We start from the raw sequence: 20,227 nt of genomic DNA on the forward strand, positions 1-20,227 counted from the left end.
CCCTCAGCGGCGGGCGGTCGCCCACAGCACCCCCGCCGCACCCACCGCCACCAGCGCCAGGACGGCGGACAGCAGAAGCGCCGCCGTCTCTCCCGCCCGCTCGATGATGACCGCGTAGCCCATCGGTGCCAGCGCGGCGGCGTAGAAGCTCGGCACCAGCAGCCGCCCGACCGTCCGGCCGTAGCTCTGCGGGTCGAACAGCACCAGCGGCAGCGTGCCGCGCACGATCGTCGCCAGCCCGGCCCCCGCCCCGAACAGCAGGGAGAAGGCGACGCCGGCGGCCAGCACCGCGCCGCTCCACAAGCCGATGATGAAGCCGGGCAGCAGCAGGCCGCAGGCGAGCAGCGCCAGGGCGGTGGGGTGCAGGCGGGACCCCGACAGCACCTCGCACAGCCGGGCCGAGGACTGGCCGACGCCGCGCACCGTGGAAATCCACACCGCCGCCGCGGGCGCCGCCCCCAGCCCGACCAGGATGCCGATCATGTGCGCCGACATGGCCGAGGTCAGCACGCCGACCGCCGTGGTCATCACCATGTAGAACAGCGGCGCCACCCAGGCCCGCCGCCGCGGGTCCGCCGTCCCGGCAGGCTCCGTCCCGGCCGGCACCGGTGGGCGTACGTAGCGGTCGGACGGGATGGCGGCGTGCAGCGGGATCGTCAGAAGCGCGATGACGGCGTAGGCGACCAGAGCGCCGCGCCAGCCCCAGGCGTCGGCCATCGCCTGACCCACCGGCCACAGCACGGTGGAGGCCAGCCCCCCCAGCAGCGTGATCTGCGAGATCGGCACCCGCGCCAGCGGGCCACCCAGCCGGGCCAGGGCGGCGAAGGCCGCCTCGTACAGGCTCGCCCGCATCGCCAGACCCAGCACCAGCCAGGAGGCGTAATAGCTCACCAGCCCGGTGGAGGTGGCCAGCCCCAGGCACCCCGCCGCCGTCAGCAGCGAGCCGATGACCATCACCGGGCGTCCGCCCCAGCGGTCGATGGCCCGCCCGACGCTGCCCGACACCACCCCCATGACCAGCAGCGCCGCCGTGAAGCCGCCGAAGGCCACCGGCAGGCTCAGGCCCAGGTCGGTGGCCATGGGGTTTCCGAAAATGGCGATCAGGTAATAGGAGATCCCCCAGCACAGCAGCTGCGAGACGCCGAGGAACCAGACCAGCCGGCGGGTGATGTGCGACATGACGGACCAGGGGGCGACGGAAAGCGGCAGGCACCCTAGCCAGCCGGTAGGAAACCGACAAACGACTTGTCTTCCGCCGACCGGTGAGAAAAGCTCAACGAATGGCCTCCCGCTTCCCACCGCTGAACGCCCTGCGCGCCTTCGTCGCCGCCGCCCGCCATTCCAGCTTCCGCCTCGCCGCGGAGGAGCTGAACGTCACCCCCGGCGCGGTTAGCCGCCAGATCCGCAGCCTGGAACTCTTTCTCGGCGTTCCCCTGTTCGATCGCAGCCAGCGGCAGGTCCGGCTGACCGAGGCCGGGGCGCGCTACTTCACCCGCATCGCCGACCTGTTCACCGAGATCCAGCAGGCGACCGACACGCTGCTCGACGGCGACGGGCGGCGGACGCTGCGGGTGGACTGCATCCCGACCTTCGCCATGCACTGGCTGCTGCCGCGCCTGCCCCTGTTCCAGCAGCGCTTTCCCGAGCTGGCGGTGTCGCTGTCCACCGCCCCCGGCCCGATCGACATCGGCCGTCCCTTCGACTACGCCATCCGCCGCGACCCCGCCCATTTCGCCGGGCTGAAGCCGCTGCCGCTGATGAGCGAGCATTGCGTGCCGGTGTGCAGCCCCTCCCTGCCGGGGTTGGAGACTCTGCGCAGCCCCGCCGACCTGACCCGCCGGACGGTCATCACCATCCGCGCCCGCGCCGACCTGCTGCCGGCCTGGAGCACGGCCCACGGGCTGGAGCTGGACGCCTTCCGCAACCGGATGGAGGTCGACCACACCTACTTCGCCATCCAGGCGGCGGAGGACGGGCTTGGCGTCGCCATCGTGCCGCGGCTGTTCGTGGAGCGCCCGCTGGAAACCGGGCGGCTGACCGCCCCGCTGGGGGCCGAAGGGGTGGTATCCGGCCACTATTACCTGCTGGAAAGCCGCCAGCGCGGCCACACCGAGGCGCCCGCCTTCCCCGATTGGCTGCGCGAACAGGCCGCCAGCGCGTCAACGCAGGGCCGATAAGGGAGAATGGCGGGGTCCTTGCCCTTGCTTTGCCGGGGCGGGGCCTTTAGTGTCCGGCCTCGAACCGTTCCCCCCACGACGCCGGATTTTCCAAGCCCCATGAAGGCCGCCGTCATCGTTTTCCCCGGCTCCAACCGCGAACGCGACGCCGTCGCCGCGCTGGAGGCCGCCAGCGGAACCAAGCCGCATCTGGTCTGGCACCGCGACACCGAACTGCCCAAGGTCGATCTGATCCTCGTGCCGGGCGGCTTCTCCTATGGCGACTATCTGCGCTCCGGCGCCATGGCGGCGCACTCGCCGATCATGCGCGAGGTCAAGGCGCGGGCCGATCAGGGCGTGCGGGTGCTCGGCATCTGCAACGGCTTCCAGATCATCACCGAGGCGGGACTGCTGCCCGGCGCGCTGATGCGCAACGCCAAGCTGAAGTTCATCTGCCGCACCGTGCACCTGCGGGTGGAGAACACGGACAGCCCCTTCACGGCGAAGTACCGCAAGGGCCAGATCGTCCGCTACCCGGTGGCGCACGGCGACGGCAACTACTGGACCGACGCGGAGACGGTGAAGCGGCTGGACGGCGAGGGCCAGGTGGCCTTCCGCTACGTCAGCGACGAGGGCAGCGCCGACCCGCGCTGGAACCCGACCGACTGGAACCCGAACGGTTCGCTGGACAACATCGCCGGCATCTTCAACGCCAAGCGCACCGTGCTCGGCCTGATGCCGCACCCCGAGGACGCGGTGTCCGCCTTCCATGGCAACACCGACGGCAAGCCCATGTTCGATGGTCTGGTGGAGGCCCTGTCGTGACCACCGCGCAGCAGCCCGCAGTCTCCCTGGAGATGGCCCGCGAGTTCGGCCTGTCCGAAGGGGAATACAACAACGCCCTGGAGATCCTCGGGCGCCAGCCGACCTACACGGAGCTGGGCATCATCTCGGTGATGTGGTCGGAGCATTGCTCCTACAAGTCGTCGAAGAAGTGGCTGATGACGCTGCCGACCACCGGCCCGCAGGTCATCTGCGGCCCCGGCGAGAACGCCGGCGTGGTCGATGCCGGGGACGGCGACGCCATCATCTTCAAGATGGAGAGCCACAACCACCCGTCCTACATCGAGCCCTTCCAGGGTGCGGCGACGGGCGTGGGCGGCATCCTGCGCGACGTGTTCACCATGGGCGCCCGGCCCATCGCGAACATGAACGCGCTGCGCTTCGGCGCGCCCGAGCATCCCAAGACCCGCCATCTGGTGTCGGGCGTGGTCGCCGGCATCGCCCATTACGGCAACTGCGTCGGCGTGCCGACGATCGGCGGCGAGACCAACTTCCACCCGGCCTACAACGGCAACATCCTGGTCAACGCGATGACCGTGGGCGTCGCCAAGGCCGACCGGATCTTCTATTCCGCCGCCGCGGGCGTCGGCAATCCGGTGGTCTATGTCGGCTCCAAGACGGGCCGCGACGGCATTCACGGCGCCACCATGGCGTCGGCCGAGTTCAGCGAGGATTCGGAGGAGAAGCGCCCGACCGTGCAGGTCGGCGACCCCTTCACCGAGAAGCTGCTGATCGAGGCCTGCCTGGAGTTGATGGAGACGGACGCCATCGTCGCCATCCAGGACATGGGTGCGGCCGGCCTCACCTCCTCCTCGGTCGAGATGGCCGGCAAGGGTGGGCTCGGCATCGAGCTGGTGCTCGACGACGTGCCGATGCGCGAGGAGGGGATGACCCCCTACGAGATCATGCTCTCCGAAAGCCAGGAGCGCATGCTGATCATCCTGAAGCCCGGCCGCGAGGAGGTCGCCAAGGCGATCTTCGACAAGTGGGAGCTGGACTTCGCCGTGATCGGCACGCTGACCGACAACGGCAAGCTGGTCATCAAGATGCACGGCCAGACCTGGTGCGACATGCCGATCGCCCCGGTCTCCAACGCCTCGCCGCTCTACGACCGCCCGTGGGAGCCGACCCCGGCCGCCGCGGAGCTGGAGGACGCCGTGCGCGCCCTGCCGGCCGACAAGACGCTGGGCGACATCCTGGAAAAAATCATGTCCTGCCCCGATCAGGCATCCAAGCGCTGGATCTGGGAGCAGTATGACAGCCTCGTGAACGGCGACACCCGCTTCATGTCCGGTCAGGCCGACGCGGGCGTGGTGCGGCTGCCGGGCCAGAGCAAGGGCATCGCCGTCACCACCGACTGCACCCCGCGCTACTGCCTCGCCGACCCGGTGCGCGGCGGCGCCCAGGCGGTGGCCGAGGCCTACCGCAACCTGTCCGCCGTCGGCGCCCTGCCGCTGGCCGTCACCGACAACATGAACTTCGGCAACCCCGAGAAGCCGCGGATCATGGGCCAGTTCGTCGGCGCCATCCAGGGCATGGCCGACGCCTGCCGCGCGCTGGACTTCCCGGTCGTGTCGGGCAACGTGTCGCTTTACAACGAAACCAACGGCGAGGCGATCCTGCCGACCCCGGCCATCGGCGCCGTCGGCCTGCTGCCGGACGCCATGATCGCCGTCGGCATCGCCTTCAAGAACGAGGGCGACACCATCCTGCTCGTCGGCGAGGGCACGGGCCATCTCGGCCAGTCGCTCTACCTTCGGGAGATCCTGGGCCGCGAGGACGGCCCGCCGCCGCCGGTCGATCTGGCGGTGGAGCGCCGCAACGGCGAGTTCGTCCGCGGCCTGATCGCCGAGGGTCTGGTGGTGTCGAGCCACGACATCCAGGACGGCGGCCTGCTCGTCACCGTGGCCGAGATGGCCATGGCCGGCGGCATCGGCGCCACCCTGTCGGGCCTCGACGGCGCCGACGCCGGCACCCTGTTCGGCGAGGACCAGGGCCGCTACGTCCTGGCCGTCCGCGCCGACAAGGCCGCCGCGGTGCAGGAGAAGGCCAAGGCGGCCGGCGTGCCGGTGAGCGTGCTCGGCAAGACCAACGGCACGGCCCTGACCGGCCGCGGCGGCGAGGCGATCACCATCGCCCGCCTGAAGAAGGCCAACGAGGCCTGGCTGCCCGGCTACATGGCCGCCGCCGAGTGATCGGACGCGGCTGAGGGGTCGAAGAACGGAAGGCCGGGCCATCGCCCGGCCTTTTCGTTTTGGGGTGGAGTTTTGCCCCCACCCTTCCCACGGCTTCGCCGCGGGCCCCTTCCCTCCCCCGCTTCGCAAGGGAGGGAATTCCGTCCCCTCCCCCGCCCAGCGGGGGAGGGTTGGGGTGGGGGCCGGTGGCGCGAACCCTTCGCACCGCGGAATGTCGTCTCTTCTCCGGTGACAAACCCGGCCGCTCCGCCTAATTATACGGGCAGCGCCCGCATGGGCAGGGATTGACGGAACAGGATGACGGCCATGGCGATGGAAGCCGCGGTGATCGAGAAGCTCATCAGGGAAGGCATCCCGGACGCGACCGTGGAGATCGCCGACCTGCGCGGCGACGGCGACCATTACGCCGCGCTGGTCACCTCCGCCGCCTTCAAGGGCAAGTCGCGCGTGCAGCAGCACCAGATGGTCTACGCCGCCCTCCAGGGCAAGATGGGCGGGGAGTTGCACGCCCTGGCCCTGACCACCGCCGTGCCGGAAGGCGTGTAGGACGGCATCCCCCAAGTCACGATGACATCGTAAGAAGGCCGAGAGACATGGTTGACCAGAACGTCAAGGATCGCATCGAGCAGGACATCAAGGGCAACGATGTCGTGCTGTACATGAAGGGCACGCCCGTCTTCCCGCAGTGCGGCTTTTCCGCCGCCGTCGTCCAGGTGCTCAGCACCGTCGGCGTGAAGTTCAAGGGCATCAACATCCTGGAGGACCCGGGCCTGCGCCAGGGCCTGAAGGACTACTCGAACTGGCCGACCTTCCCGCAGCTCTACGTCAAGGGCGAGCTGGTCGGCGGCTGCGACATCGTGCGCGAGATGTACGAGTCGGGCGAGCTGCAGTCGCTGCTGGCCGACAAGGGCGTCGCGACGGGCGCCAACGCCTGATCGGCCATCCCCGTCGAAGGGATGTGACAAAGGGCTCCGCCACCGCGGAGCCCTTTTCCTTTGGCGGAACAGGCCTCGGCCCACCCTTGTTTTTCCATCGACGATTCCGCGGAGGTGTCGGCACGGAGAAGACACGGACAAGGAGGCCCGGTCATGGACAGGCGCGTGTTTCCAGCGGCGGCGCTGCTGGCTCTGATGGCTCTTCCCGTTCAGGCGCAGGGCCAGGACGGAACGGTCCCGAAGCAGGAGCGGCTGACCGCCTGCCGGGACGAGGTGTCCCGCTTCTCCGACCTGTTTCTGGGCGACAAGGTGGTGGCCGGCGGGCGCAACCACACCGCCCTGACCGGCGAGCAGAAGGACCGGCTGCGTGGCCTGCTGGGCGAGGCGCGGTCCGCCGCCGGCAAGGGCGATCCGGACGGCTGCGTGGACCGGCTGCGCGAGGCCCGCGCGCTGGTCCGCAACGAGGGCGTCGGCACCAACGTTCCGATCGGCCGGGGCTCGTCGGGATCGTCCGGCGCGATGCCCCGGAACGGAGCGCCCACCGGCAGCGGAAGCGGAAGCGGCACCGCAGGCGGCGGAGGGGGCTGAGCGGGAAAACCCCTGCGCGAAATGCGGCATTCCCGGCGCGCAGTGCGGGCATGAGGGGGCGTTCCTATCGCCCATTTCTTGGGCATGGTAAAGGGGAGCCATGGCCCAGACTCCCTCCCCCTCCTTGCCGCAGGCCGACGGGCGCAACCCCGCCACCCTGGGCTTCGCCGCCGCTCTGACCGCCTTCCTGATCTGGGGGGGGCTGGCGCCGATCTTCTTCAAGCAGCTCGGCAACGTCGGGGCGGTGGAGGTTGTCGCCCACCGGGTGCTGTGGACCGTGGTGCTGGTCGGGCTGTGGCTGGTGCCGACGCGCGGCCTGTCCGGCATCGTGCGCGGGGTGGGAAGCTGGCGGCGCCTGGGCATCTTCCTGGTGACGACGGCGCTGATCGGCAGCAACTGGACCATCTTCATCTGGGCCGTGAACAACGGCCATTTGGTGCAGTCCAGCCTCGGCTACTACATCAACCCGATCATCAACGTGCTGCTCGGTATGGCCTTCCTTCAGGAACGGCTGTCGAAGCGGCAGGGACTGGCGGTTATGATCGCGGCGGCGGGCGTCCTGAGCCTCGTCCTGTCCTACGGGGAGGTTCCCTGGGTGGCGCTGTCGCTGGCCTTGAGCTTCGGCGTCTACGCGCTGGTGCGCAAGAAGGCGGCCATCGACCCGCTGATCGGGCTGCTGGTGGAAACGGTGCTGCTGGTGCCGCCGGCCATCGTCTATCTGCTGTGGCTGAACGCCCAGGGGCTGGGGAGTTTCGGCGCGCACGGGCTGGGCACCGACCTGCTGATCATCCTGACCGGCCCGGTAACCGCCATCCCGCTGGTGCTGTTCATGGTCGGCGCCGCCCGGCTGAAGCTGTCGACCATCGGCATCCTGCAATACATCAGCCCGACCGGGCAGCTCCTGCTCGGCGTGGCGGTCTATGGCGAGGCCTTCACCTCCTCCCACCTCGTGGCCTTCGTCTGCATCTGGGTGGCGCTGGCGCTCTATTCGGCGGACGCGCTGTTCACCCACCGCGCCGCCCGCGCCGAGGCCCGCGCCGAACAAAGCCGGGCGGAACAAAACCGGGCGGAGCAGGCCCGCATCGCTGCCTGCCGCGCCGATTGAGGCGGCTCAGGCCCGCGGCGCAAGGCCGTAGGCCATGGTGTGGGCGAGCGTCTTCACCACCTCGTTGACCCGGTCCGGGCAGCGCCCGAACACCACCTGATCGAGGAAGCCCAGCCCGAAGCTGAGCGTGGCGATGCCCGCCGCGACGTGGGCAAGCTCGGCGTCCGCCGCGATCGCCCCGCGCGCGCGGAAGATTTCCAGCCGGCTGAGCAGGCAGGGGATGCGGCTTTCCGACAGGGTGCGCGCCATCTCGTTCGCGATGTCCGGATCGACCAGCGCGCGCGCCAGCATCACCCGCGTGAAGTCGCGGCACTTCCAGGCGTGGCGGAGCTGGTGCAGCAGGAAGGCCGCCAGATCCTCCTCCAGGTCGTCGCCCGGCGGTGGCATGGCGCAGCCGCTCCCCTCCTCGCGCCCGTAGCGCTCCACGACGGCCAGCAGCAATCCGGCCTTGCCCGAGAAATAGCGCTGGATCAACTGCTCGTTCACACCCGCGCGGCCGGCGATGTCGCGCGTGGTCGCGGCGTCGAAGCCGCGCTCGGCGAACACCATCTTGGCCGCGTCCAGCAGGACGCCCTTGGTCGCCTCGCGGTCGCGCTTGCGCGCGGGCGCGTCGGTCCCGGTGCCGCAACAGCCGTCGTCAGTTGCCGGAGCGGTGGCCGGGGTGTCGGTCTTGTCCACGATTCAGGCCCTCTCACTGGCCGCTGATCCGTGCGGCGGCTGAAATGATAATAGGTATGCACGTGCATACTTGACAAGCCCGGATGGCGCTGGCAAGTATGTACGCGCATACATACCGGGCACCGCCCAACCCGCGGAACCCCGGACACCACTTTGGGACGCCCCAACGTGGGACCCGATTTTTGAATCGAGAGGGCAACCGCATCATGACCACCGCCGATCTGTTCACGCCGCTGCGTCTTGGCTCCATGGAGCTGTCGAACCGCGTCATCATGGCGCCGATGACCCGCAGCCGCGCGGGCGAGGGCAACGTCCCCACTCCGCTGATGGCCGACTATTACGGCCAGCGCGCCTCCGCCGGCCTCATCATCACCGAGGCGACGCAGGTTTCGGCCACCGCCCAGGGCTATCCCAGCACGCCGGGCATCCACACCGACGCGCAGACGCTCGCCTGGCGCCGCATCGCGGAGGAGGTCCACGCCAAGGGTGGCCTGATCGCCGCGCAGCTTTGGCACGTCGGCCGCATCTCCCACACGGAATTCCAGCCGAACGGCGCCCTGCCGGTCGCCCCCTCGGCCATCGCCGCCGCCGGCGAGTCCTACACCAGCAAGGGTCTGGTGCCCTTCCCCACCCCGCGCGCCCTGGAAACCGACGAGATCCCCGGTCTGGTCAAGGCCTTCGCCGACGCCGCCAAGCGCGCGGTGTTCGACGCCGGGCTGGACGGCGTGGAGATCCACGGCGCCAACGGCTATCTGATCGACCAGTTCCTGCGCGACCGCAGCAACAAGCGCACCGACCGCTACGGCGGCGGCGTGGAGAACCGGGCGCGCTTCCTGCTGGAGATTGTGGACGCGGTGACCACCGCCGTCGGCCCGGGCCGGGTCGGCGTCCGGCTGTCGCCCACCGGCACCTTCAATGACATGGCGGACAGCGACCCGCGGGCGCTCTACACCCACGTCACCGAAGCGCTGAACCCCTTCGGCCTCGCCTTCCTGCACGTCATCGAAGGCCAGCCGGGCCACCACATGGCCCCGCCGGAAGGCGCCCCGCACCTCGCGGCGGAGCTGCGCCGGATCTTCAAGGGCCCCTTCATCATCAACGGCGGCTACAGCAAGGAGCAGGCCGAGGCGGCCATCGCCGCCGGCGCGGCGGACGCGGTGAGCTTCGGCGAGCCCTTCATCGCCAACCCGGACCTGCCGGAGCGTTTCCGCCGCAACGCGGCGCTGAACACGCCGGACAAGGCCAGCTACTACGGCGGCGACGCCCGAGGCTACACCGACTATCCGGCGCTGGAAACGGCCGACGCCTGATCCCTCTCCCCCGCGGGGATTGCCCCCGATCCCCGCACCTCAAGGCCGGGACCCGCAAGGGTTCCGGCTTTTTTCTATGAAAGCCGGCAGTTCTATCGCGGAAGAAGCCCGGAGGTCACCGCGGTCACAGCCAGCCGGTCGGCCTCGGCCAGCATGCCGAGCCCATAGAGCACCAGATCATCCTGAAGCGTGAAAAGCTTGCAGCGGAACTTGCAGGGTTTCTTCAGACCAGCCTCGGCATAGGCGGTCAATTCGACATCCGAAGGCCACGCGCTGTGCGCAGCGCTCGTGACCATGCCGCACAGAATGTGGCCATGAGCCTGCTGAAAATCCGCCGACGAGAGAACCAGCGCGGGCCGCCGCTTGGCTGTACCGAGGTCCGTGAAGGGAAAGGGAAGGACCACCACGGACCAGCGGTCAAAGATCATCGAACGCCTCGTCGTCCTCGGGCGAGGCCCATTCCGACAGACCGCCTTCCAGCGCTTTCAGATAAGCGGTATCGACGATGGGCGCCTTGCGGATCACCGCCTGCCCGTCCTTCACGGAAAACAGGATCGGGTCGCCCTCCTTCAAGCCCAAGGCGTCGCGGACGTCCTGAGGAATCAGCGCCCTGTTGTCGGCGGCCAGCCGCGAGATGTGCATTGCCGTCTCCATCGCCCTGTGCATCACGACAGTAGCACCGGCGGCTGCGACCGCCCATCCCAAACGAAAAAGGCCGCGCCCGGAGGCGCGGCCTTTCGCGTGTCGGCTGGGCCGAACGGTCAGCGCGAGTAGAACTCGACGACCAGGTTCGGTTCCATCTGGACCGGGTACGGAATGTCGGCCAGCAGCGGGACGCGGACGAAGCGGCCCTTCAGGGCGCCCGTGTCGACTTCCAGGTAGTCCGGGGTGTCGCGCTCACCCGAGGCGGTGGCCTCGAGGATGAGGGCCATCTGCTTGGACTTGGCGCGCACCTCGATGGTGTCGCCTTCCTTGATCTGGGCCGACGGGATGTTCAGGCGGCGGCCGTTGACCAGGATGTGGCCGTGATTGATGATCTGGCGCGCGGCGAACGGGGTCGGCGCGAACTTCATGCGGTAGACCACCGCGTCCAGGCGGCGCTCCAGCAGGCCCACCAGGTTCTCGCCGGTGTCGCCCTTGCGGCGCACGGCCTCGGCGTAGATGCGGCGGAACTGCTTCTCGCCGATGTTGCCGTAGTAGCCCTTCAGCTTCTGCTTCGCCATGAGCTGCAGGCCGTAGTCGGACGGCTTCTTGCGGCGCTGGCCGTGCTGGCCGGGGCCATACTCACGCTTGTTGATCGGCGACTTGCCACGGCCCCAGAGGTTTACGCCGAGGCGGCGGTCGATCTTGTACTTGGACTGTTGACGCTTGGCCATTTTGGTCCTCGGTGGAACACGAGTTGGTTTTGTCCCGGTAGTTCCGCGGAACAGGCCGCGGACGGGGCGCAAACAAGAGGCACGCCCGCTTTCCCAGGAGTGAAGGCGCGCACTATACGGATTCGGCGCGCCTTGTCAAACCATGAGTCGGGTCAAACCATGAGTCGGGTCAAACCTCGAAGCCTCAGCAGCACTCGTCCTCGAGCTGGCGCAGCATGGCCAGACCTTCCTCGTCCTCATATTCCTCGAACAGGTCGGAGATGTAGTAGACGTTGGCGCAGAGCAGGCACAGCCCGTCCGCCTGACGCTTCAACGGATCGTCGGCCACGGCCAGCTTCGCCCGGAAGCGTTCCCAGAAGGCGTTGGTCTTGGCCGGGTCGTCGATGTGCATGTACAGGCGCTCGATGATGCGGCGGGAGTTGCCCTCGCAGTCGATGCCCTTGAAGGAGACGTAGCGGTCGGGAGTGTCGGTTGCGTCCACGGTCGTGCTTCCTGCGGAAGAGGGTTGTGTTGACATCCCTCATCGCGGAAGGCGGGTCCAGGAACAAGACCCGCTGCACGAACGGCGGGCGGGCGGCGTGAACGGCGGGTGTCCTGCGCGAACGGTTCGCGCTCGTACCATTCAGGGGGCCCACTCAGGCGGCGTGCGACAACTCTTCCTCGGTGAAGTCCAGCAGCGTGTTCAGCCGCTGCGGGGTCAGCGCCTCGATCCCCTCGTGCCACATCACCTCGCCGAACAGCACGTGCAGGGCAGCGAGCCGTTCCGGCGAGAGCGCGGTCAGACGGTCGCCGTAATACTCCACCACGAGCTGGTCCACATAGGCGCGGTCGTCGTCCAGGAAAGCCATGGCCGTATCTCCTCGTCATCGTGGCGCCCACCCGATGCGGGCGCCGGCCATGGCTTTGTTCTACGCCTGCGGCGACACCGGACGATTGAGACGGATCAACCGCCGCCCGAAGTCACAGGCCGGCGGAAACAACCCTGATGCGCGTGAGGGGAAAGGCTAAAGTGCCAACAGCTTCTTCAACTGCTCGATCCGCCCGCGGCTGACCGGTACGCGGGGAGAGCCGGGGGCGGCCATGACGAAGACGGCCCGCCCGTCGCTGCGGTCGATGGCCTGGGCGTGGCGCAGATTGACCAGATAGCGGCGGTGTGCCCGCACGAACTGCCGCACGTCAAGCCGCGCCTCCAACTCCGACAGGGAGAGCGAGCAGAAGAAGGCGCCGTCCGCCGTGTGGACCCGCGTGTAATGGCCGTCGGCCTGCACATAGACCGCGTCGGCGGGGTCGATCAGCACCACGCCCTGGCGCGTCGTGATCGGCAGCTTCACCAGCGGGGTGACCGGCTCGGGCACCGCGTCCGCAACCGGCGGCGGCACCGGCTCGTGAAGCGCCTTCCCGGTCACCTCGAACAGCATCAGGGCCAGCGCCGCCCCGCCGCCCGGCGGCAGGGCGGTGGCCTTCACCACGATGGTCCGCCCCGGCAGGGCCACCATCATGGAGCTGGCCGCCGCCGGGGACTCCGGGTCGTGCGCCGCCGCCAGCAGCAGCTCCACCTTGGCGCGGCTGCCCGGCGGGTGCAGGTCGTGCAGGCTGGCCCCCAGCAGCGGACGGTCGCGCCCCAGCATCCGCGCCACGGACGCGTTGACCGACACCACGCGCCGGTCGCCGTCGAGCAGGACGAGGCCAACGTCCATATGCTGCAAGGTGTATTCCATGGGGCAGTATAGGCAGCGATTGGCCCCGGAAGGGAAGAGGTTAGGAAAGAGGGTTACGGTTCGCCCTTGCGCCGTCCGGTCAGCGCCGCGACGACGCCGTGGAAGGTGCGGACCTCCTGCTCGGTCATCTGCATCCGCTCCAGGGCGTTGCGCAGCGTGCGGACCATGGAGGGGCGCTTCTCCGGCGAGGTGAAGAAGCCGGTGCGGTCGAGGTCGCCTTCCAGATGCTCGAAGAAGTTCACGAGCTCCGCCTTGGTCGCCGGGCGGGTCTGGCCGGTGTGCAGCACGCGGTCCGGCGGGGTCTCGCCGGTCTGGAACCACTCGTAGCCGATCAGCAGGACCGCCTGCGCCAGATTGAGCGAGGAGAAGGCCGGGTTCAGCGGAACGGTGATCAGCGTTGAAGCCAGCGTCAGATCGTCGTTGACCAGACCGGTGCGCTCCGGCCCGAACAGCACGCCGGTCTTGTGCCCGGCGTCGACATGGGCGCGCAGCTCCGTCGCGGCGACGCGCGGGGTGACGAACTCCTGGATCATCCCGCGGGTGCGGACGGTGGTGGCGAAGACCACGTTCAGGTCGGCCACGGCCTCCGCCGTCGTGTCGTAGAGCTTGGCACCGTCCAGCACCGGATCGGCGCCCGACGCCGCGGCCACCGCTTTCTCGTTCGGCCAGCCGTCGCGTGGCTTCACCAGACGCAGCTCGGTCAGGCCGCAGTTGAGCATGGCCCGTGCGCAGGCGCCAATGTTCTCGCCGAGCTGGGGCTGCACGAGGATGATGGTCGGGCCGCCCAGGACGGAGGGCCGGTTGGGGTCTTTGCCGGAGGTCATGATCTGAACTTTGGTCTCAGCTTCGCGGTGTTGCGCCGCCTTTAAACAGCTTGAATGTGTAACTGTCCACCAGCGCCTCCATCGACGCCTCGATGATGTTGGTGGAGACGCCCAGCGTCGACCATTCCTGCCCGTCGCCGTTGCGCGAGCGGATCAGCACGCGCGGCATGGCGCCGGTGCCGTCCTTGGCGGCGAGGATGCGCACGCGGTAGTCGGACAGCTTCACCCCGTCGAGCAGCGGGTAGAGCGGCTCCAGCGCCTTGCGCATCGCGGTGTCCAGCGCGTTCACCGGGCCGTTGCCCGACGCCACCTCGTGATATTCCTTGCCGCCGATCTTCACGCGGACGACCGCCTCGGACTCGACCACCAGCTCGCCCTTGGCGTTGTAGCGGCGCTCGTCGGTGACGTGGAAGCGCTTCAGGGTGAAATAGTCCGGCACCTCGCCCAGCTCGCGGCGGACCAGCAGCTCGAAGCTGGCCTCGGCGGTGTCGTAGGCGTAGCCCTCGGTGTCACGCTGCTTCACGAGGTCGAGCAGGCGGTTCAGCCGCTCGTCCTTCGGGTCCACGGCCATGCCCATCTCGCGCAGCCGTGCGATGACGTTGGCGCGGCCCGCCTGGTCCGACATGACGATCTGGCGGCGGTTGCCGACCGCCTCCGGCTCGACATGCTCGTAGGAGGACGGGTCCTTCTCCACGGCGGAGACGTGCAGCCCGCCCTTGTGGGCGAAGGCGCTGGCGCCGACGTAGGGGGCGTGGCGGTTCGGCGCGCGGTTCAGCCGCTCGTCGAACTTGCGGCTGATCTCGGTCAGCAGCGGCAGGTCGGCGGGCTTGATGCCGACGTCGCAGCCCATCTTCAGCATCAGCGACGGGATCAGCGACACGAGGTTGGCGTTGCCGCAGCGCTCGCCCAGCCCGTTGATCGTCCCCTGCACCATCCGCACCCCGGCGCGCACCGCGGCCAGCGAGTTGGCGACGGCGTTCTCGGTGTCGTTGTGGCAGTGGATGCCCAGCCGGTCGCCGGGGATGCCGTACTCCTCGATCACTTGCCGGACGATCGCGTCGATCTCGTGGGGCAGCGTGCCGCCGTTGGTGTCGCACAGCACGACCCAGCGCGCCCCCGCCCCGTAGGCGGCCTTGATGCAGGAGGCGGTGTAGGCCGGGTTGCGCTTGTAGCCGTCGAAGAAATGCTCGGCGTCGAACAGCGCCTCGCCCTTGGCGGCCTTCAGCGCGGCGATGCTGTCGGCGATCAGTTCGATGTTTTCCTCGCGCGGGATGGCCAGCGCGACATCGACATGAAAATCCCAGGTCTTGCCGACGATGCAGACGGCGCGCGCCTTGGACTGGATCAGGGCGGCGAGCTGCGGGTCGTTCGCGGTGCTGCGGCCGGGACGGCGGGTCATGCCGAAGGCGGTGAAGGTCGAGCGGGCGAGATCCGGCGCCTCGGCGAAGAACTGGTCGTCGGTCGGATTGGCGCCGGGCCAGCCGCCTTCCACATAGTCGATTCCCAGCCGGTCGAGGTCGCGGGCGATGGCGATCTTGTCGGCGACGGAGAAATCCACGTCCTGGGTCTGCGCCCCGTCGCGCAGCGTGGTGTCGTACAGATAGATGCGTTCGCCCGTCATTGCCGCCGCCCGAAGATATTGGTCGCCCGAAGGAAGGTCATAGGACTCTCCGGAGGGCCGGAAGAATGGACGATGCGCTTCGCCAGCTCAATGCTTTTGATCGAACCCGCCAGGAATGCCGGGCTTTGCCGCGCCGGCCATAGGCACGCAATGGAGGTAATAGGACAAATGTACTGACCGAATAAACCATCGTTTGTGCTACACAGCCGCCCCTCTGCATGGCGCCCATCTCACGGGTGCGGTACTCTTTTCTGGCCGGACGCCTGTTGGTCTGTATGATCACCGGCCCTTGTGAACGGATGGATTGGACACAGTGACTCCCGCGGGTGACGACGACCAGGACAAGCTCGTCATGGTGATCGATGACGAGCGGACGGTTCTGCAGGCCCTCAATCTCCTGCTGGAGATGTGGGGGTACCGGGTCGTCACTGCCGAAAGCGAGGGCGAGGCCGTCGACCGCCTGTCCGTCGCCGGGGAAACGCCGCACGCCATCCTGGCCGACTACCGCCTGCGCGAAGGGCGCACCGGCGTCCAGGCCATCGACCGCATCCGGGCGGAGGCCGGTGCCGAGGTGCCGGGCGTCATCATCACCGGCGACACCTCCACCGAAGGGCTGCGCGACGCCCGCGCCCGCGGGTTGACCGTTCTGCAGAAGCCGGTGCTGCCGCCCCATCTCCAGGCGGTGCTGACCAAGGTGCTGCGGGAGCAGCCCGCCGGCACGGCATGACGGGCCGGACCGGCATGGACCTTCCGTTACCACCGGCACCCGCCGCGCCACCCAGGCCAAGGCACAACGAGCCGAAGCGCAAGCGCACCGCCGTTCCCGACGGACGGCTCTTCCGCTCATGGGAAAGCTGGGTGGTCTTCGGGCTGGGGCTGCTGCTGACCGGCCTCGCCTGGTGGTTGCTGACCGAGCAGAACCACCGGCTGGCCGAGGCGCGCTTCCGCGCGCTGGCCCGCGATCTGGCCGGTGACGTCACGGCGCGGCTCGACACCTATGAACAGATGCTGCAGGGCGCCGTGGCGATGGTGGACGCTGGCGGCGGGCAGGTCAGCCGCACGGAATGGCGGGCCTACGTCACCGGCCTGCATGTGGAGGACCGCTATCCCGGCATCCAAGGCATCGGCTACGCCAAGCGCGTGAAGGCGCCCGACCGGGAACAGCACGAGGCGGCGCTGCACGCCGCCGGCTTCTACAGCTACCGCGTGACGCCGGAAGGGGAGCGGCCCGAATATTTCCCCATCATCTACATCGAGCCCTTCGCCAGCCGCAACCTGCGGGCCTTCGGCTTCGACATGCACGCCGAGCCGACCCGCCGCACCGCTATGGAGCGCGCCCGGGGCACCGGCACCGCCGCGGCGACCGCCCGGTTGCGTCTGGTCCAGGAAACCGACGAAGACGTGCAGCCCGGCTTCCTCATCTATGTGCCCGTCTACGACCAGACCCTGCCCCTGACCACCGCGGCCGACCGGCGGGAGGCGCTGCTGGGTTTCGTCTACAGCCCCTTCCGCGCGCACGACCTGATGCGCAGCATCATGGACCAGGGCGCGTCCCAACTGCTGGACATCCGCGTCCATGACGGGACGGAGAGCACCACGGACTCGCTGATGTTCGACTCCGCGACCGCCCGGGACGCCGCTTTTCAGGAGGTTCTCTACGTCGAGGTGTTCGGCCGCCCCTGGACGCTGGTCCTGTCCGGCACCCACGCCTTCGAGGAGAGCGTGGCCAGCGCCACGCCGCGGGCGGTGCTGTTCGCCGGCCTGATCATCACCCTGCTTCTGGTCGCCACCGTCAATTCCGTGCTCCAGGACCGCGACCGCATGGAGGAACTGCGCCGCAGCTACGACGCGCTGGCGCTGGCGCGCGCGGAGGCGGAGCAGGCCAACGCCGCCAAGTCGCGCTTCCTCGCCGCCGCCAGCCACGACCTGCGCCAGCCGCTCCAGACGCTGGGCATTTATCTGCACATGATCGGCGAACAGGCGGACAGCCTCCGGCTGCGCAAGCTGGTGGATGCTGCCCGCGACGGCTTCGAGGCGACCCAGCGCCTGCTGAACTCGCTGATGGACATCGCCACGCTGGAAACCGGCGTGATCAGCCCGCAGCTATCCGAACTGGACCTGCCCGTCTTTCTGGAGCGCATCTGCGAGGAAGGCCGGCTGGAGGCCGCCGGCAAGGGTTTGGGCTTCCGCGTCACCTGCGGCGGCGCCCGCGTGACGACCGACCCGGCGATGCTGGAGCGGATCGTCCGCAACCTGCTGAGCAACGCGCTGAAATACACGCACAGCGGCACCATCCGGGTGACCTGCCGGCAGGCGCGCGGTTTCACCGCCATCAAGGTGCAGGACACCGGCCCCGGCATCCCGCAGGACCGGCTGCATCTGATCTTCGAAGACTTCTATCAGATCGGCAATCCCGAGCGCGACCGGCGCAAGGGCCTCGGTCTCGGCCTCGCCACCGTGGCGCGGCTCAGCCGGCTGCTCGGCTACCGGGTGCGGGTGCTGTCGCGCCCGGGACGCGGCGCCATCTTCCTGGTCGAGATCCCCGACGAGGCGCCCGCCCCCGGCCAGACCACCGAGACCGTGACCTCAGTGGTCTGACGCCCTCCGGTCCTTTTGGCAATCGCCGACGCCGCGGATTTTAGGACTTCTGGGACCAGCCGCGGCGGAACCGGCGGGTCACCGAGTCGGCGATTGCCAAATCCCGGACCGGATCAGGCCGTCGCCGGCCGCGCCGACCGGGCGCGCATCAGCATCCACACCGCCGACACGCCGGCCAGCTTGGACGCGAGGCTGGCCGCCCAGACCGCCGGGTCCCAGATGCCGAGCATGCCGAAGAACAGCGCCGTGTCCACCGGCACCGACAGGGCGGCGCTGATCCACAGCCGGTCGCGCAGCGGGCGGCGGGTGACGGTGAAGACGCCCCAGTCAATCAGCTCCGACACCGCGAAGGCGGTGACGCTGGCCGTCGCGACGAAGGGGTCGGCCAGCAGGAAGGACAGCAGCGTGGCGGCCAGCATGGCGGCCAGCGACCAGTGGCCGTAACGGACCTGGACCATGTCGCGCAGGATGAAGATCAACCCGGCCCAGCAGGACCACACCAGATCCAGATGCGGCGCCAGACTGAAGGCGTAGTTGATGGCGAGTACGCTGCCAATGTAGGCGGCGAGCCAGAGCATGACGGAATCCTCCAAAAGCCACCCGCGGAAATACGGGCGCGAACGACGGCGCCACCCGCGTGAATGCGAGCGCTCCGCAGCGGTCTTGTAGCAGGTTCAGGTCATCGCCGTGAACCCTTGCGCCGTGAACCCTTGCGCCGTGAACCCGCGGCGCGCCGGTGCGGACGGAGCGCAACCGCCAAGAACGGCTTACCCCCACCTCGGTTCCCCGAATGCGCCGCCGCCCCTAGCGCGTCCGGACGATGCCCTGGCGCGTTCGTTCGGAGAGGCGAAACGAAAGAGACCCCGAAAGGTGAGGGCGATGGCGGCGGCGGGCGTATCAATTGGAATGGGCGGCACACGGGATCATTCGCTGGACGCGGCGCGCAGCCTGCTGATGATCCTCGGCGTGCCCTACCACGCGGCGCTGATCTACACGCCGGGCTATGACTGGGTGATGAACTCCCCCGACGGCATCGCCTGGATCGGGCTGTTCGCGGACTTCATCCACAGCTTCCGCATGCCCGCCTTCTTCCTGATCTCCGGCCTGCTGATCACCCACAGCCTGCGCCGCCACGGGCCGCAGGCGACCCTGACCTCGCGCGCCTCGCGGCTGCTGGTGCCACTCGTCGCCATGGCGGCGACGTTGAACGTCGCGCAGTTGTGGATGGAAAGCCGCGCGATCGACCCCGGCCTGACCGCGGGGGAGTTCCTCACCCAGACCATCCCCGCGGCCTTCTGGAGCGGCGGGCTCGTCTATCACCTGTGGTTCCTGGTCGAGCTGTTCATCAGCGTGCTGGCGCTCTGTCTCGCCTACCCGCTGCTGGTCGCGCTGCACCGGCGGCTGGCGGAGCGCGCGCCGGGGCTGGCCCGCTGGCTGGCCGACCCGCCGGACTGGCTGCCGCCGCTCCTGCTCAGCCTCGTCATGATGGGGGTGCTGGGCTTCGACAACATCTCCGACCTTCTGGTGACGCCGCTGGTGCCGACCAACTCGACGGCGGTGAGCATCGTCATCTCGGCGGGCTTCTTCGCGGTCGGCGTGCTGATCGCCCATTGGCCGGGCGGGGCCGCGCGCTACGCCAAGGCGAGCTGGGGCGTGGCGCTGACCTATCTGGCGTGCTTCGCCATCCACATCGGCATGGTCGGCGTCGAGAAGCCCATGCCGGTCCGCTTCCTCGACGAGGCGCTGCGCGCCGTCGCCGCCTGGTCGGCCTTCCGCTTCGTCCTCGGCCTGACGCAGTCCTTCTTCTCGGCGGAGAGCCGCCGGGTCCGGGCGCTGTCGCAGGCCTCGTACACCATCTATCTGCTGCACCATCTGGTGGTCATGGCCGCCGGCTTCGCCCTGCTCGCCGTCACCGCGCCGCCGCTGCTGGAATTCGCCGCGATCACCGCGGTGGGGCTGTTCGTGCCGCTGGCGGTCCATCACGGGCTGGTCCGCCGCTCGCCGACGCTGCGCTTCCTGATGAACGGCGTCCCGCCGGGCGAAGCGAAGAAGCGAAGCACCCCGGCGCGCGGCCGCGAGACGATGGCCCGCCGGACCGGCTGAGAGCGGGCAAAGCCAAGCGTTCTTAGACCATGGTCGCATACCCGCACCCCCGCGCCGGCTTTGCCCGGCGGGCGGCGCTGAAGTAACCTATAGGTCATCCGCCCACGTTTCCCGGCCGGCCTTCCGGCGTCGGGTGGCTGTTTGGGGTGTTGGATGCCATGCCGATGCTTTTCGGGA

Annotated in this window: 22 protein-coding genes; 11 read left to right on the forward strand and 11 right to left on the reverse strand. The window is 69.0% G+C overall.

The features are described from left to right. Positions 1-3 precede the first annotated feature (3 nt). Positions 4-1,179 carry an MFS transporter gene (locus ACWPN7_RS15205; RefSeq protein WP_459196901.1) on the reverse strand — a complete coding sequence of 392 codons (1,176 nt, stop codon included), beginning with the start codon at positions 1,177-1,179 and terminating at the stop codon, positions 4-6. A 101-nt stretch (positions 1,180-1,280) separates the two neighbouring features. Between ACWPN7_RS15205 and ACWPN7_RS15210 the strand changes: the two genes are divergently transcribed. The 7 genes from ACWPN7_RS15210 to rarD all read left to right on the forward strand — a co-directional run bounded on the left by ACWPN7_RS15210 (position 1,281) and on the right by rarD (position 7,822). Continuing rightward, positions 1,281-2,177: a LysR substrate-binding domain-containing protein gene (locus ACWPN7_RS15210; RefSeq protein WP_038529321.1), complete on the forward strand. Its 897-nt coding sequence runs from the start codon at positions 1,281-1,283 to the stop codon at positions 2,175-2,177. Positions 2,178-2,276: 99 nt separating this feature from the next. After that, a complete protein-coding gene (gene purQ, locus ACWPN7_RS15215) occupies positions 2,277-2,981 on the forward strand; it encodes a phosphoribosylformylglycinamidine synthase subunit PurQ (RefSeq protein ID WP_094303166.1) in 705 nt (234 codons plus the stop codon). 32 nt (positions 2,982-3,013) lie between these two features. Continuing rightward, positions 3,014-5,194, forward strand: coding sequence for a phosphoribosylformylglycinamidine synthase subunit PurL (gene purL / locus ACWPN7_RS15220; RefSeq protein WP_459197000.1), 2,181 nt, complete (start codon positions 3,014-3,016; stop codon positions 5,192-5,194). A gap of 306 nt (positions 5,195-5,500) precedes the next feature. Beyond that, positions 5,501-5,740: a BolA family protein gene (locus ACWPN7_RS15225; protein WP_014239509.1), complete on the forward strand. Its 240-nt coding sequence runs from the start codon at positions 5,501-5,503 to the stop codon at positions 5,738-5,740. Positions 5,741-5,787: 47 nt separating this feature from the next. After that, positions 5,788-6,129, forward strand: coding sequence for a Grx4 family monothiol glutaredoxin (gene grxD, locus ACWPN7_RS15230; protein WP_014239508.1), 342 nt, complete (start codon positions 5,788-5,790; stop codon positions 6,127-6,129). A gap of 153 nt (positions 6,130-6,282) precedes the next feature. Further along, positions 6,283-6,717 (forward strand): hypothetical protein, encoded by a 435-nt coding sequence (locus tag ACWPN7_RS15235; protein ID WP_014239507.1) that lies wholly within the window; start codon positions 6,283-6,285, stop codon positions 6,715-6,717. A 100-nt stretch (positions 6,718-6,817) separates the two neighbouring features. Continuing rightward, positions 6,818-7,822 carry an EamA family transporter RarD gene (gene rarD / locus ACWPN7_RS15240; RefSeq protein ID WP_051657952.1) on the forward strand — a complete coding sequence of 335 codons (1,005 nt, stop codon included), beginning with the start codon at positions 6,818-6,820 and terminating at the stop codon, positions 7,820-7,822. Between the two features lie 6 nt (positions 7,823-7,828). Here rarD and ACWPN7_RS15245 read toward each other — a convergent pair whose 3' ends face one another. Beyond that, positions 7,829-8,500 carry a TetR/AcrR family transcriptional regulator gene (locus tag ACWPN7_RS15245; protein ID WP_459196900.1) on the reverse strand — a complete coding sequence of 224 codons (672 nt, stop codon included), beginning with the start codon at positions 8,498-8,500 and terminating at the stop codon, positions 7,829-7,831. Positions 8,501-8,706: 206 nt separating this feature from the next. On the opposite strand from ACWPN7_RS15245, the gene ACWPN7_RS15250 reads away from it, so the two are divergent. Beyond that, complete coding sequence (locus ACWPN7_RS15250; RefSeq protein WP_459196899.1) at positions 8,707-9,810, forward strand: alkene reductase; 1,104 nt, start codon at positions 8,707-8,709, stop codon at positions 9,808-9,810. 92 nt (positions 9,811-9,902) lie between these two features. Here ACWPN7_RS15250 and ACWPN7_RS15255 read toward each other — a convergent pair whose 3' ends face one another. From ACWPN7_RS15255 to cimA, 8 genes are all read right to left on the reverse strand, one after another. Then, positions 9,903-10,238: a type II toxin-antitoxin system PemK/MazF family toxin gene (locus ACWPN7_RS15255; RefSeq protein WP_407823344.1), complete on the reverse strand. Its 336-nt coding sequence runs from the start codon at positions 10,236-10,238 to the stop codon at positions 9,903-9,905. Continuing rightward, the gene (locus ACWPN7_RS15260; protein WP_407823343.1) at positions 10,228-10,452 is read right to left on the reverse strand and encodes an AbrB/MazE/SpoVT family DNA-binding domain-containing protein; all 225 of its coding nucleotides are present in this window, start codon (positions 10,450-10,452) and stop codon (positions 10,228-10,230) included. Before ACWPN7_RS15260 ends, ACWPN7_RS15255 begins: the two co-directional genes overlap by 11 nt. Positions 10,453-10,571: 119 nt before the next feature. Beyond that, a complete protein-coding gene (gene rpsD / locus ACWPN7_RS15265) occupies positions 10,572-11,186 on the reverse strand; it encodes a 30S ribosomal protein S4 (RefSeq protein WP_014239501.1) in 615 nt (204 codons plus the stop codon). Positions 11,187-11,370: 184 nt separating this feature from the next. Then, positions 11,371-11,667, reverse strand: a complete 297-nt coding sequence (gene cowN / locus ACWPN7_RS15270; RefSeq protein ID WP_014239500.1) for a N(2)-fixation sustaining protein CowN — start codon at positions 11,665-11,667, stop codon at positions 11,371-11,373. A gap of 154 nt (positions 11,668-11,821) precedes the next feature. Next, complete coding sequence (locus ACWPN7_RS15275; protein ID WP_038529333.1) at positions 11,822-12,034, reverse strand: hypothetical protein; 213 nt, start codon at positions 12,032-12,034, stop codon at positions 11,822-11,824. A gap of 156 nt (positions 12,035-12,190) precedes the next feature. Continuing rightward, positions 12,191-12,883, reverse strand: coding sequence for a LytR/AlgR family response regulator transcription factor (locus ACWPN7_RS15280; protein WP_459196898.1), 693 nt, complete (start codon positions 12,881-12,883; stop codon positions 12,191-12,193). A 74-nt stretch (positions 12,884-12,957) separates the two neighbouring features. After that, complete coding sequence (locus ACWPN7_RS15285; RefSeq protein WP_451991254.1) at positions 12,958-13,728, reverse strand: RNA methyltransferase; 771 nt, start codon at positions 13,726-13,728, stop codon at positions 12,958-12,960. A gap of 16 nt (positions 13,729-13,744) precedes the next feature. After that, positions 13,745-15,349, reverse strand: coding sequence for a citramalate synthase (gene cimA, locus ACWPN7_RS15290; protein WP_459196897.1), 1,605 nt, complete (start codon positions 15,347-15,349; stop codon positions 13,745-13,747). A 352-nt stretch (positions 15,350-15,701) separates the two neighbouring features. Here cimA and ACWPN7_RS15295 point away from each other — a divergent pair, with 352 nt between their 5' ends. Together ACWPN7_RS15295 and ACWPN7_RS15300 are read left to right on the forward strand one after the other, a co-directional pair. Further along, a complete protein-coding gene (locus tag ACWPN7_RS15295; protein WP_129557171.1) occupies positions 15,702-16,076 on the forward strand; it encodes a response regulator in 375 nt (124 codons plus the stop codon). A gap of 14 nt (positions 16,077-16,090) precedes the next feature. Beyond that, the gene (locus tag ACWPN7_RS15300; protein WP_456524844.1) at positions 16,091-17,947 is read left to right on the forward strand and encodes a CHASE domain-containing protein; all 1,857 of its coding nucleotides are present in this window, start codon (positions 16,091-16,093) and stop codon (positions 17,945-17,947) included. Positions 17,948-18,060: 113 nt separating this feature from the next. Here ACWPN7_RS15300 and ACWPN7_RS15305 read toward each other — a convergent pair whose 3' ends face one another. After that, entirely contained in the window at positions 18,061-18,525 is a 465-nt protein-coding gene (locus tag ACWPN7_RS15305; protein WP_038529341.1) for a preQ0 transporter, read from the reverse strand. A gap of 328 nt (positions 18,526-18,853) precedes the next feature. On the opposite strand from ACWPN7_RS15305, the gene ACWPN7_RS15310 reads away from it, so the two are divergent. Beyond that, on the forward strand, positions 18,854-20,050 hold the full coding sequence (locus tag ACWPN7_RS15310; protein WP_459196896.1) for an acyltransferase family protein: 1,197 nt from the start codon (positions 18,854-18,856) through the stop codon (positions 20,048-20,050). Positions 20,051-20,227 lie beyond the last annotated feature (177 nt).

Source organism: Azospirillum sp. UENF 312511, from assembly GCF_058780635.1.